Here is a 13,452-nt window from a genome sequence, read left to right as displayed (position 1 = left end):
TCGGGAGCGCCAACGTGGGCTAAAGGCCGCTTTTGACGGGGATAAAACGCAAGGGAAATGACGCCAGGAATACCGGGTTAATTAACGCCATCTTATTCTCTTATTTCCTTTCTATTCTGTATTACGTCTTCCCATCCGACGCTGTTCATTTTCTCAACGTTATTAGTCAGTACTGAAACGTAAGAAGGTATCGTAATTAGCGCTTCATGGCTTTAAACCTAAACCAATATTAAACGAACCGGGCATTAATGAAACTTACCAGCAGAACGCCAGTCATATGGCAACCCGATGAAATGACATGCTATGGAGTCCAACCGAAAAATGTTAACGCCGCCAGGGCTCGTGATGATTTTTTTAGCCGTACTGTTCTCATTGCTGACAGGATGCGCAAGTTATAAAAACACGGCGTGGGGAATATATCCGGCTTCAACGGATATTTGTCCATCAGGTACGACATCAACAGGAGGGTGCAAAGAGTAATACCGCATATTTAATATACACCACTTTTTAAATGACTGTCCGGACATTTTCGGACGGTAAGTTTTCTATTAATTTATAATGGACTAATCCCATGACAAATAAAAAACACATTTTTTCAATTATCTTTATTGGTTCTCTTTTAACGGGGTGTGCTACAGGACCATCACCGACAGGGATTGGCTTATATACGGATGTTAAAGGGCCAATTACTGCCACGAGTCTCCCGGCAACCAAAACCGGTAAAGCGTGTGCGCAAACGGTATTGGGTATTGTAAATACCGGCGACGCATCTATTGATTCAGCGAAAAAAGCGGGCGATATTTCTTTAGTGTCGAGTGTTGATTATGAAACTACAGGCTCATATCCGTTTTATGGTAAAACCTGTGTTGTCGTAAGAGGACAATAACAACAGTAAGCCGGCGATGCCGCCGGCTTTTTATCCCATTTTACGTGCCGCTATCTCTGTCTGTTCCTTGCGACTCAGCCCCCGCTTTAAGGTTCTGTTAAGATTTTACGCATACCCTACAAGCAGTTGTTAATAAAGGATAATAATAATGGCACATTTCTCAAGACTGCAAATAACGCTTCACTGGTTAACACTGCTCCTGACAGGCATCGCATATGCGGCTATTGAGTTACGGGGGTGGGCGCCAAAAGGCTCCAGCGTTTACCTGTTTATGAAAGACATGCACTATGACATGGGCGTTCTGGTCTGGGCGCTGATGTTTTTACGGTTATATCTTAAACACAAATACCCGAATCCGGTCATTACGCCTCCCCCTCCTCACTGGCAGCACGTGGCCGCTAAATTAATGCATATCGCGCTTTATCTCACTTTTCTCGCCTTACCGCTGCTGGGCGTCGCGATGATGGCGTCAGGCGGGAAAAGCTGGAGCTTTTTTGGTTTTACTGTACCGGTATTTTTGACGCCAGATAGCACCCTAAAATCGGATATAAAGCGTATTCATGAAATGCTGGCCAATATCGGCTATTTCCTGATTGCCATGCATGCAGCAGCGGCGTTGTTTCACCATTACATACAAAAAGACGATACATTTTCAAGGATGTTACCCGGTAAATCATGACTATTTCGGCCATCCCGACGTGAGAGAGCACGCCGGGCAAGGCATTATTATTCCAGCGCTATCGGTTTCGACTGATAGCGCCTTATACCGTTTGTAATCGACAATATACGATATTTTTCCGGTTCCACGTGTAGGTGATATGTACGACGCCGCCCTCGCTAATAATAGCGGGATAAGAATACTCACCGTGGTCACTTTCCAGGTCCAGTAGCGGTAGCCATGATTCGCCATTATCCTGGGAAGCAATCAGTGAAAGCGGATAGCGCTTTCCCCAGTTGCCGTTGACCGGATTTAACGCAAGAATCAGCGTACCGTCCTGCATACTAACCAGATCGATACCACTATTATTATTCGGTAAAGATGTCGCGCGGGCAACAGACCAGGTAGCGCCATAGTCGATTGAATCACTGCGAAAAATTGCCCCGCGTGTGCTTCGTAACAACATATGGATATGCCCCGGAGAAGACTCCCACAGCGTAGGCTGAATAACGCCATCCCAGCGCAGGAGGTTTTCCAGACAACATTCCCACAACATCCCCTTTTTTACACCATCCCACAACGCTACGTTTGTCCCGGAAATAGCGTTATCAGGCTCCAGCGGAACAAAAGAGATATTCCAGTGTTTTCCTTCGTCAGAGGATCGATCCACAAATGCCCTCCACCGTTCAGGACTTTCAATCGACCCTGGCGCAATCCAGGCGCCATTTGATGCCAGCAGGAGTTTATTTTTCACGGGACCGCGCGGCAAAATATCACCGTTGACCAACGGAGCTGGCGTACTCCAGGTAAATCCTCGATCGCTGGAGGTGATAAACCAGGTTTTCCACACGTGTACGCCGCTGCCTACTTTATAAAATAACCACAATTTATCCGACGGGTAAAATAACACCGGATTCCAGTGCGCTTCCCCCTCGCGTGCCGCCACTCGCTGCGGTGTTGTCCAGATATTATGTTCATAGCGAGATAGCCAGATGGCTGTATCTTCGCTTCCTTCGCACAACCCCGCGAACCATGCGGCCACGAGCGTACCGCACGGTAGGCGAACAAGCGTAGAGGCATGGCACTGGAAGGACTCGGTTCCGCTTTCCGGTAAAATGACCTGTCGATTGACGAGCGCTAATTTCATACCTGCCTCTATTAAATAAGGTAAAAAGCATCAGCTTTTTTACGTATGAAAGTAGTGTTAGCAGAAATAGCATCAACGCGGTGAAAACGATCAACCGCTATACGAATTTATGTTCAGGTATCGCGCCCATAACAGGCAGAATGTCGAGAGTGGACAAAAATTGGACTGACCTCGCGGATAATTCCAACTTACCGCCGTCCAATGGCGACGAGGTCAGTGGCACGGGATAATATAGAGGTCAGGGCTATAATATTTAGCGATCTGTGCCTACAAGCATGACGGGATACTTTTCGCTACAGACAATGAAGGCCCGTCTAAACGGGCCTCCATTAATGCTTTTATGATTTATGTTCAATCGCCTTTGGTTTGCTTTCTATGGCAATTTTTTTCGGTTTCTCGCTTTCAGGGATTTCCTGGTAAATCTCTACCAACAAGAGGCCCTGTTCCAGTTTTGCATTATTCACCTTAGCATGTTCAGGCAAAGAAAAACTCAACTGGAAATCCGCCTTACGAATACCACGATAAATCCAGTGCGTCTGATCCTCTACCGTCTCTTCAGTGTGTTTACCCGTAATATTCAGGTTGCCGCCAACCGTTTCAATTTCAAGCTCTTCCTCTTTCCAGCCAGGAACGCTCACGGTAAGCAGATAGTTATTCGCATCGCGCTTTTGCAGATCGTAAGCTGGCGTCGCAGTGACTGGCGTATCTCCTGTTAATTGACTGAAAAGTCTATCAATACGGTTGAAACGGTCAGAGAAAAGAGAATCAGCAAACACGGGAAGTGCTGACAAGGTTCTGAGTGCCATCATTAACCTCCTGAATCACTATTCAAAAGTTCAACATCAAGGCAAGCATTGCTTGTCCACTGACTACATAGGGACGGGAAAAACATTTTCAAGTCTATAAAAGCCTTTTTTTAGTCACGAATTTAAGTGGTTAACGAAAAATCTCATCCCGTTCATTGCCATTTCCGCTGTCCCTTCATCTTTACAATTTTTCTCCACCAGTACAATTGATAATGATTATCAATTGCATTAATGTATACAGGTTGGTTATGGCAGTGACCAACGCCCTTCTCCATTATCAAACCCAGCGCCGCCTTCGGGCGGCCTTTTGGGAGGAAATATGGTCGCCAAAAATAAAATTCACGGTCGTCGTATTCGTCAGTCTCTGCAACAGTTACATCATCGTTGTCTTTTTCAGCAACTGGCGGTAAGCCCACCAGGAGCAAAATATGTTTCAGTCACCGCTGAAACAAAAAACTGGCTTATTCATCTTGTGACTTCAGAGGGTCGCTAGCACGCGGTAGTGACTGTCCATGTTGTCGCTAAAATTTTAATGAAATGACATTTATACACCTACAATTTGCGCCCGGCTGCTCCGGGCGCCATACCTGAAGATATGACACCCGTTGCCAACTGACAGGAGTTTTAGTTATCGTCTCCGGCGTAGAAAACTTCGATATCTTTATTAAACCATTTATCAATGTTGTGCCACATCAGACAACCGGTCAGAAAACTTGCGATCAATATCCCTCCTATAAGCCACTTTTTCACATATACTCCTGAATAACCCCTGTTGATGCCATTATCTGATCGATAATAAAAAGACCATCATTTGAAGAAATAGTTTCACTGACAGATACCGTATGAAACGAGACAGTGAACAGTACCGTTTTCTTCGGTTTTTATGCCATAGTATTGAGCAGTGGTGACAATCATTTTCCATCGCGCCATAATGATTTGCAGCCTATAGTTTATGATTTTAAGATTTGTCTACTCATCACATATGTCAGTGATGGATAAATTATAATACGCTTTTCTGGCGCACTTTTCGTCAGTAAACAGGAATACTACAGCATTCATCGTATTGATGCCGCTTTATCTCCCGCTCTTCAGGGAATTAACGACAATTTTATGCACAAAGGATACTAATGATGAAACGTAAATTAATCCCATTTACCCTCTTTCTCGCTGCGCTTAGCGCCAGTACCACCTCTATAGCAGCTTCGCAGGAGATTTCTAAATCTATATACACCTGTAATGATAACCAGGTTATGGAGGTGATTTACGTCAACACCGAGGCTGGAAACGCCTATGCGATTATCAGTCAGGTAAACGAGATGATCCCGATGCGGTTAATGAAAATGGCCTCCGGAGCAAATTACGAAGCCATAGACAAAAATTATACTTATAAACTTTATACCAAAGGCAAAACGGCTGAACTGGTGGAAGGTGATGATAAACCTGTTCTCAGTAACTGTTCCTTAGCTAACTAACCTTCAGAAATGCCTGAAGGCTCATCAGGCATTTCCACTTCAACCTTCCTGTAACGTAACGTTAAAGAATATGTGAATCACTACCGTAGTATAATGGCTAATTAGTAACCACTTTTAAGCATGGTTAATCCTATTTTTAAAGAAAAGTTCGAACTGTCTGAATTGTCGTTGTTGAGCGTTTAAATGTTTTGCTTTATTAAGTGACCCAGGTAGAATTCGCAGCGGCTGGTAACCATTCATATTCGCACTATTGAACGATCACCGGCCAACCGCGCCAGGGTCTTGCATACGCTCTGGCGCGGTTAAATCCCCAGGCCATAAACGAAATCACTGGTTTCTGCTATTGATCATATCTTTCAAGTTAACCTGCATTATGCTTGCCCACCTGATGTAAAAAGACACCGCTCTGAACCATAGGGTGTGAATTTTATTTTATAAAAAATTGCGGTGCCGGGTGCCTCCCGGTGAACCATACCACAGTCAATATGGTTCGCGAGGAACATTAACTATTTGACTGGACGCCCCGCCGCAAAGGGGGATTCACCGCATAAGAAAAATCTACAACTCACAAGTAATAAAAGACAATAACATTTTTGTGCATTTTTTATAAATGACTATCTTGTCACGTAATAAATGAAATTATTCTGTAACAGGATTGCAAGACAATACTTATTCAAAACTGAAGTGGTCAGTGGGAGTCGAACCCACATCATCAGCCTGACACTGAGGTAATAACATTATACGATAACCACATTGGACCGCCACCGAGGCCTCGAACCTCGCACCATCAACTTAGGAGGTTGATGCTCTATCCAGCTGAGCTAGTGGCGGCTGGGGACTTCTGCCAGGCGCAAAAAAGGTGCTCTCCTGGATAAAATACATACCTTGCTACTTTTCAGTAGTCGTTCAACGGCAGGTACAATATGCGAAGGCGGTCACAAAATCTTGATGACATTGTGATTAATTCCAGGAAAATTTTTCAGAGTGAATCTTGTGAGATCTGGCGTTATTTACACCAGATTTTCCTTCCTGCTTATCACCTACCTGAGCAACCTTGATTGCTTACCACAACCCCTTATCTGTGCTTATGCTGGTGAGATGTTATGTACAGCGTCACTATGACGAAGAGAGAAAAGACAGGCAGGTACGTGTTACTGGTAAAGAAGCCCTGTTTTGTGAATGGCGGTGCGGAAGGCGAACCTTCCGCATAGCTTATGCTTTTCAGAAACGGTATCCAACCCCGACGTTGAAGCCGTTTATTTTTGTAGAGGAGATGTTGCTTCCTTCATACCCAACATCGACGACGATATTCTCCAGCGGATTCATCTGTACACCCGCGCCCCAGGCAAATCCCGTTTTCCTTGAGGAAATTTTGTTAGAAAAAGAATCGCCATCCTGAGTGGAATGTTCTTTAAATGTCGCCTTTACCGTGCCGACACCCGCCAGCGCGTATAACGAAAAATTGTCAGACAATCGATAGGCTGGCCCAACCATTAAAGAACCGTACTTCACCTCAAACTTGTCATGGTAATGAATACCTTCAGGCTCAACAGACCCGGAAGCCTGTCTGTCTCCATATAAGTAACTTAGCGAGGAAATAAAACTTACCGGAGAGTCATCCTCATAACGGTATTTCACATTTACCCCTCGGATATTTTTGAAATCCTGAACTTTACTTTGTGCATACCCCACGGAAAAGGCGTTAGTATCGGCCTGTGCAACATTTACAACCAAAACGCTTGTAGTAATAACTAAAGTGGATAAAATAATATTTTTCATAACAACTCCTTAATACTACTTATTATTTACGGTGTGTTTAAACACCTGCAGTACCGATCCGGCATTCAGTTATCGCCACTATGCCGAATCGACAAAACCACGAATAATTCACCGCTATCGCTCCTGATGTGTTTACTTCCTGAAAGATATTTTTACTACCGAAGCACTCTATCGCTCATTTAGGTAACCGGTTCTACAATGTCATCTAACTTTTATAGATTTGAATGCTAATTTTTCTCACGCATATATATTTAACAGAAACCATAAAGTGTTTAGCCACTATAGAACAACAAATCACCCATGCAACATTTTGATATTTAAAGAGAAAATCTCACAACCACATTAAGAAACTTGACACCGTTCGGCTAAAAACATGTCATTAAGCAAACTCGCCATATAATCAGAACATATCGCATTGTGCTTCACAGTCCTCACGTGACGCTCCAGCCGCAATACGGTTATATGCCATCGCAGGCGCTGTAATCATATGCACGATGATGCTTAGCACGCTTTATTCCCGCTCCGATTTAATCTTTTAATATATCTATCAGTTACAACATTTCTTGTTATATTATAAGAATAGAATCAACACCACAATTCCAACATAAATATCACCTGTGTTTAGAGAGAATTTACATTCCAAAAAAATAATAACTAACGCAAATATTGAACACGCGATAAAAAAGTCTATTTCGCTATAAAATCCATTATTATTAAGAGTGGTTAACTCTTCGTTGAATAAAAAATGTCAATGACGTTCCATAATTCAGGAAATGAACTTCACAAGTCATTATATATAACAGGAGGTGCTATGAAACATCATGCTTTTATGCTTTGGTCATTACTTATTTTTTCATTCCATGTTTTGGCCAGTTCAGGCCATTGTTCTGGTTTACAACAGGCATCATGGGATATTTTTATCTACGATTTTGGTAGTAAAACCCCGCAACCACCTACAAATACTGATAAAAAGCAAGCCAGGCAGATTAGTTCACCGTCCTGCCCGACGACAAAACCCATGATGTCCGCACCAGTCAATGACGCCAGGAAAGGGAATACTTTCTCCAGAACATAATGTTATTTATCTACAATGGTGCCGAACGACTACTTTTAGCCATCCGGAAATCTTGATTGCCATCAAATATAGCTGGCATTATTTTTCCTGACGTGTATAGTGCGCCTCGTTATCCCCATTAAGGAATTTGTTTGTCTCGTAAAATGACAGGAATTGTCAAAACCTTTGATTGTAAGAGCGGTAAAGGTCTCATCACCCCCTCCGATGGACGCAAAGATGTTCAGGTCCACATTTCAGCATGTCGCCAACACGAAACAGAAGCGCTTATCCCCGGTATACGCGTTGAGTTTTGTCGTATTAATGGCCTCCGCGGACCTACTGCCGCCAACGTTTATCTTTCATAATTCGTCACTCTGCATTTTTTCAGAAAAATTTAGCGAGCCCGTATACCTCCGCAGTCTGCTATGAGGCTTTGCCTGAAAGGCTGCAGAATGTTTTCAGTGGCGAAAATCTAAAGGATTTATTTTGCTAATGACTCCTGTGACCTCTTTTATCATATATCGGGTGTCCCTCCCCTTTTCACTTTATTTAACGTGAAGAAATGTACAGCCGTTTTTCACTGTGATAGCATCTAATATTGCAAAAGTATTTAACGCTATATACCCATCGTCACAGGAGTGGCTGGCTGCGCGCACTTAACCGAAGTATTTATGTGATTCTATCGGAATTATCTCTATTGCCGCTCAATGCTACGTCATATTCAGTGGGTATAAATCGCCAATATAGTTGTAACGCTATTTATTTTTAGGGTAATAATTGAATGACTTTGCTTTCAGGAAAAACCACTCTGGTTCTCTGCCTCTCCTCTATTTTATGTGGATGTACGACGAACGGCTTACCCGCACCTTATAGTATTAATTTGTCGTTCCCGGTCATTACACAAAACCAAATCAATTCCGGTGGTTATTACATAAATGACGCGGAACAAATTCGGACAACTGATGGTCTGTGCCTTGATGCAGGCCCAGATCAACAGAATCGTTTGACGCTGCGGGAGTGTAAGCATGTGCAATCTCAGCTTTTCTCATTTCACCGAGACAGAATCACGCAGGGTGAGAAATGTCTGGATGCCGCAGGACAAGGTACAAAAGAAGGCACACCAATCATTCTTTATTCATGCACGGGTAATGATAACCAGCGCTGGCTCACTGATGATAACAAAATTAAGGGGAAACAGAGCCGAAAATGCCTGGGCACAAATAGCATTATTGTCAGAAAAGGCGACCCTGTTGTGTTGGCCGATTGCGATTTTAGTCGCGCCCTGGAATTTACCATCAGGTAGCAGGACACCGCTGTGAAGAGAGAGCCGCTAACCTCATGACACGCTAACAGGTTAGCGACCTTTACTTCCATATACGGTCAATTTCATTTACGTCCGCAACGTCAGGATGACAAAACGGCGGCTAAACCTTGACACGGGTTGTATACCCAGATTAAATACTGGTCATCCAACCAGTAAAAAGGAAATGGCGATGTTCGTCGAACTCGTTTATGACAAGCGAAATGTTGAAGGTCTGCCAGGCGCACGCGAAATCATCCTCAATGAACTCACAAAACGCGTACATCAACTTTTTCCCGATGCGCAAGTGAAAGTTAAGCCAATGCAGGCGAACGCATTAAACAGTGACTGTACAAAAACCGAGAAAGAACGGCTGCACCGTATGCTGGAAGAGATGTTTGAAGAGGCTGATATGTGGCTGGTCGCCGAATAACGTCCCCTCCTGCGAAAGCGACATGTCCGATCGAAAACAGCGCCCTGAGGCGCTGTCTGTGACGATATAACGCAAACGCTACCACTCAGAACATGTTGTTGTTGATACCTCAGACCGGTATGTGGAACCGACATTCATCGCTTCACTGGCCTGTCGGTATGAGTAGCCCTTATCAACAATCAGCTGTGCGCATTCCAGCCTGAAATCTGAAAGTACGTTTGGTTTTGTTGTTTATTAAGAGCCTATCCCATTAGACTCTTTTATTCGCCAAACTGGCTTTAACGATTACGCCTACTGGGATAGGTTCTAAACTTATCATCAATACGTAAAATACCTATTTACGAACAAAAAGTAACAGGTAAAAATCCGAAATAAAACCAGCATAACTAAAACTTACTGCAGATATGCACACGCATTATTACTATGTTTCCAGGATAGTCTCGACCAGTCAAGACTATCTATTTTATATAAAAAAGGGAAATACTTCACATGAATAAAATACATGTTACATATAAAAATCTCTTACTTCCGATTACCTTCATCGCGGCAACTCTAATTAGCGCCTGTGATAACGATAAAGATGCCATGGCGGAAGCTGAAAAAAATCAAGAGAAATACATGCAAAAAATCCAGCAAAAAGAGCACCAGCAATCAATGTTCTTTTACGACAAAGCCGAAATGCAAAAAGCTATTGCCAATATCAACGCAAAAGGTGGAGCCAATCTTGCGATTATTGAAGTCCGTTTCTTCAAGGGCGGGTATTCATTCATTCGACAAAGCGTTAACACCCCTGCTAAAGTAGAGATGTTTAAATTTAACAACGGCTACTGGGGGGGACCTTCGCCTGTCAACTTAACCATCTTTGGCACTATAACAGAGGAGCAAAAACAAGAAGCACTAAAAGAGGCTTTATTCAAATTCGACTCGATCAATTTCAGCATTATACCAGAGCGTATTCAGGAAACAATTAAACGCGCTAACGCCAGTGGCATCATTTCCGTTACGGAAGATAGCGATATCGTTGTACGAGCAGAGATAGCTCATAATGGCGAATTCGTCTATGACATTACCATCACTGCTAAAAATACAGCACGTGCGGTAATGACCTTAAATAAGGATGGTTCTATTGCCGGATATGAGATCAAAGAACCTTTCGACCCAAAAAAAGAAGCCGAAAAAGCACAGCAACTTGTTGAACAATCGAGAAAAGACATTGAAAGTCAGCGTAAAAAAGCAGCTGAAAAGATGAACGAAATACAGCAGACATTTAAAAAATAGCAGGCGATACAAACATTGATAAAAATTATAGCGCGAAAGAGCGCGTGCCAGGTACTAAGGCACTGCTTGAAGACAGCGAATCGCTATTTCATTCTCTGACACTGTAATTTTTCGTACTCAAGATGTTTATTTATTGAGTCTTTTGTGGATAACCAGGTGAAGTTATGTGACGCCAGGAATCTATTCCAGCGGGCGTACTTGTTGGAGCCAGTGTGAAGCCGGGCAGCGCGCAGAAACCGGAGCGTATACGTTGTACGTGAGAATTTCGAGCACTGCCCGACCTAAAGATGATGAATAAAATAGATATTTTAAAGAGGTAATATGAAGAATTTTTTCAAAATAATTACTGATTTCATCGCGGATATTTCCCTTGATCTATTTGCTATATTTTTATGCATGTTATTCGTATACAAAACAGGACCATCAATTGGTGTGATATCATTTTTTATTGCATTAATTATTTATATCATTCTTCATTTTGTTTTTTACTCATTTCGTGAAAAAATCATAAAAAAAATATTCAAATAAGTATTTAAAATTATTGTTTTGAGGTACAAATTCAGCGCAATAAAACAGAGCAACTAAAAAACAAAAAATTAGGCGTAGCGAAGTGGAAAAGGACTGTCATGTACTGGACCGTGAGCTGGTCGGGAGAGCAATGTACGGGAAAGAGCGAAATACTGTCATTGATATGAGCAGGAATATCGATAGCCAGTAAATCACTCCTGTGGTAATGCAGGACACCTGATGACTGTGAAAGTAGCTTCATCTGTATCTGTAGCGCCGGTGAAGTCCAGCATTTTAAGTGAAAAGCAGCCAGCAGGCGCTTCTGCTGATCCATATTCCTCTATTTTGCCAGGCCATACTGGAGCGCCACCCAGGTATCTGCCAGAACGGTCCTGAGATAATAAATATAAAAGCAGTTACTGCCTACCTCAAGAAGTATGCGCTCATGATCATTTAAAGCTCTTTTAAAGAGACTGATAATAAGCTTGTCAATATAATATTATGCAGTCTCTATTAAGCGCCTGGTTTATTTGTTTTGCATAATCATATAGTTGACTTTCCGAGTAAGAGTTTTCTTGCAAAGACAAATAAACGTGTTTTATATCTCTAAATAAGCACACATCACCATGGATATGAGCCTCTATATAATTCCCTTCATAGCCTGTACCATAATTAGAATGAGCTAAAAATTTTTCGCCCTTAGCCATTTTAACCAAACTCTTAAAGCAATTATAACCAAAAAAATCATTTTGACAGGATGCAATCAGGTTCTCCATATGCCAAAATGTAGATAATTTACTCGTATCCAGGCCAAATCTGTGGCCGTAGATATCAAAAGGTGATAATGTACAATTTGTTTTTACATTATCATTTAATTCAAAAAATGATTTCCCATAGGCGCTGGCACCTCCATTTTCACCGTTCAGAAAGTCCAGTGCAGCATAAATTGGTCTGCTTGTAGGGCTAAAAGTTCTACTGTTGGGAGTATATGCTACGGAAAAACCGCCTGTCTGACCATATGGGGCATAAGGTGAATCTGCAAGCCTCTCCAGTTCAAATGCTTTAGTTTCAACTGAATCACGTCCGACATTATAAGCAGGTAAATCTCCTGGTCTGCAACCTAATGCATAAGAGTTCAGATATTCTTTATTTTTTAAGAGAGAGACAAAGTCAATTTTTGCCGCATTAAAATTTATTGTCAGCCGGGCATTTTGTAAAATATCCACCATCTTATTTAGCAAGAGAGTGCAATCTATTTCGGTACCACACTCACGACTTATCCGCCTGAGCGCTTTTTCTCTTATTATGTCAGCGTCGCGCTGACACCTGGAATGAATATGCGCAAGTACTTGTTTTCCAAAAAGGCGACCATACACCTTTTTACGCTCTTCATTGCTGAGACCGCAAAACACTTCGTCAAAAGAAAGCCTGTACGCTGCGCTTACAGAACCTCTCGCCGTTCTGCTTTCTGGAAATGGCGGAACATCTTCAACAACATTTCTAACTTGCTGAATGTCTGAAGACAGTGGAGTACGTCCGGCATTTTTTTCCTTATCTGTTTCCAGATATTCCGGAACCTTTATACTTCCACTATGGCAGATAGGTTTGAGCATATGTCTCCTGAATTTTTATGACTAATATAGCATTCACTTTCGCTGACGTATTCTTTATCAGGCTGATATTTCAACACTTCTTAGCAGCCTTGTAGAAAAGCAAATAAAGCATGCTAATAATTTTATAAAATACTTAACCTACCCACTATTGTAGTCAATAAACCATCACTTTTTATTAAAAAATTATCCTGATAATAACAATAAATCTGGTAAGGCACTTTCAAAAAATAGCCAAACCACACATTATAAAGAAAACCACTACAATCAAAATCGGTAACTATCAGCTTTCAGGGGGGTCTCAGGTTATCATGACGATCGGGGTAAAGGATGAACTACTATTGCGGTCTGAATTAAGGGAGTTTTGATAAATTTTTTTGATAAAGTTTTGATAACCGTTCGAATACTAATAATAAATATCCTCCGGCATAGCCGGAGGTTTTTCAGATGCGCCTGTAAGGCTCTCTTACCAGCCGCGCCCTAACAGGCGCATACGATCTGACATTTGCATCAAACTTCGTT

15 protein-coding genes and 1 tRNA gene are annotated in these 13,452 nt (G+C 42.2%); 9 read left to right on the top strand and 7 right to left on the bottom strand.

Features of this window, described 5'->3' with window-relative positions:
* Window positions 1-571 precede the first annotated feature (571 nt).
* Window positions 572-886, top strand: coding sequence for a TRL-like family protein (locus tag HV477_RS00075; protein ID WP_000182479.1), 315 nt, complete (start codon window positions 572-574; stop codon window positions 884-886).
* Between the two features lie 148 nt (window positions 887-1,034).
* Complete coding sequence (locus HV477_RS00070; RefSeq protein ID WP_000929978.1) at window positions 1,035-1,565, top strand: cytochrome b; 531 nt, start codon at window positions 1,035-1,037, stop codon at window positions 1,563-1,565.
* A gap of 82 nt (window positions 1,566-1,647) precedes the next feature.
* On the opposite strand, the gene HV477_RS00065 is transcribed toward HV477_RS00070, so the two are convergent.
* The 4 genes from HV477_RS00065 to HV477_RS00050 form a co-directional block, all read right to left on the bottom strand.
* Window positions 1,648-2,691 carry an exo-alpha-sialidase gene (locus HV477_RS00065; protein ID WP_079898941.1) on the bottom strand — a complete coding sequence of 348 codons (1,044 nt, stop codon included), beginning with the start codon at window positions 2,689-2,691 and terminating at the stop codon, window positions 1,648-1,650.
* Between the two features lie 338 nt (window positions 2,692-3,029).
* Window positions 3,030-3,497, bottom strand: coding sequence for an Hsp20 family protein (locus tag HV477_RS00060; RefSeq protein ID WP_001218120.1), 468 nt, complete (start codon window positions 3,495-3,497; stop codon window positions 3,030-3,032).
* 152 nt (window positions 3,498-3,649) lie between these two features.
* Entirely contained in the window at window positions 3,650-3,922 is a 273-nt protein-coding gene (locus HV477_RS00055; RefSeq protein ID WP_000927827.1) for a hypothetical protein, read from the bottom strand.
* Window positions 3,923-4,121: 199 nt separating this feature from the next.
* Complete coding sequence (locus HV477_RS00050) at window positions 4,122-4,247, bottom strand: lipoprotein (RefSeq protein ID WP_000758947.1); 126 nt, start codon at window positions 4,245-4,247, stop codon at window positions 4,122-4,124.
* A gap of 377 nt (window positions 4,248-4,624) precedes the next feature.
* On the opposite strand from HV477_RS00050, the gene HV477_RS00045 reads away from it, so the two are divergent.
* Window positions 4,625-4,969 (top strand): c-type lysozyme inhibitor, encoded by a 345-nt coding sequence (locus tag HV477_RS00045; protein ID WP_000977725.1) that lies wholly within the window; start codon window positions 4,625-4,627, stop codon window positions 4,967-4,969.
* 754 nt (window positions 4,970-5,723) lie between these two features.
* On the opposite strand, the gene HV477_RS00040 is transcribed toward HV477_RS00045, so the two are convergent.
* A tRNA-Arg gene (locus HV477_RS00040) sits at window positions 5,724-5,800 on the bottom strand.
* 390 nt (window positions 5,801-6,190) lie between these two features.
* A complete protein-coding gene (gene pagC / locus HV477_RS00035; RefSeq protein WP_000789471.1) occupies window positions 6,191-6,748 on the bottom strand; it encodes a virulence membrane protein PagC in 558 nt (185 codons plus the stop codon).
* Between the two features lie 811 nt (window positions 6,749-7,559).
* Here pagC and pagD point away from each other — a divergent pair.
* From pagD to HV477_RS28875, 6 genes are all read left to right on the top strand, one after another.
* Window positions 7,560-7,823, top strand: coding sequence for a virulence protein PagD (pagD, locus tag HV477_RS00030; protein WP_001535993.1), 264 nt, complete (start codon window positions 7,560-7,562; stop codon window positions 7,821-7,823).
* Window positions 7,824-7,954: 131 nt separating this feature from the next.
* Window positions 7,955-8,167 carry a cold shock-like protein CspF gene (gene cspF / locus HV477_RS00025; RefSeq protein ID WP_001537306.1) on the top strand — a complete coding sequence of 71 codons (213 nt, stop codon included), beginning with the start codon at window positions 7,955-7,957 and terminating at the stop codon, window positions 8,165-8,167.
* A gap of 416 nt (window positions 8,168-8,583) precedes the next feature.
* Window positions 8,584-9,105, top strand: a complete 522-nt coding sequence (locus HV477_RS00020) for an RICIN domain-containing protein (RefSeq protein WP_023195340.1) — start codon at window positions 8,584-8,586, stop codon at window positions 9,103-9,105.
* Between the two features lie 190 nt (window positions 9,106-9,295).
* Window positions 9,296-9,535: a virulence protein MsgA gene (gene msgA / locus HV477_RS00015; protein WP_000497451.1), complete on the top strand. Its 240-nt coding sequence runs from the start codon at window positions 9,296-9,298 to the stop codon at window positions 9,533-9,535.
* 489 nt (window positions 9,536-10,024) lie between these two features.
* The gene (locus tag HV477_RS00010; RefSeq protein ID WP_001033398.1) at window positions 10,025-10,813 is read left to right on the top strand and encodes a hypothetical protein; all 789 of its coding nucleotides are present in this window, start codon (window positions 10,025-10,027) and stop codon (window positions 10,811-10,813) included.
* Between the two features lie 321 nt (window positions 10,814-11,134).
* The gene (locus tag HV477_RS28875; protein ID WP_000787625.1) at window positions 11,135-11,341 is read left to right on the top strand and encodes a hypothetical protein; all 207 of its coding nucleotides are present in this window, start codon (window positions 11,135-11,137) and stop codon (window positions 11,339-11,341) included.
* A gap of 467 nt (window positions 11,342-11,808) precedes the next feature.
* Here the strand turns inward: HV477_RS28875 and sopF are convergent, their stop codons facing one another.
* The gene (sopF, locus tag HV477_RS00005) at window positions 11,809-12,933 is read right to left on the bottom strand and encodes a type III secretion system effector SopF (protein WP_079898940.1); all 1,125 of its coding nucleotides are present in this window, start codon (window positions 12,931-12,933) and stop codon (window positions 11,809-11,811) included.
* Window positions 12,934-13,452 lie beyond the last annotated feature (519 nt).

It is taken from the genome of Salmonella sp. SG203, from assembly GCF_013350575.1.
In the GTDB taxonomy this organism is placed as follows: domain Bacteria; phylum Pseudomonadota; class Gammaproteobacteria; order Enterobacterales; family Enterobacteriaceae; genus Salmonella; species Salmonella enterica.
The sequence above is the reverse complement of the archived record's forward strand: the minus strand, read 5'-3'. Positions and strand labels throughout refer to the sequence as shown.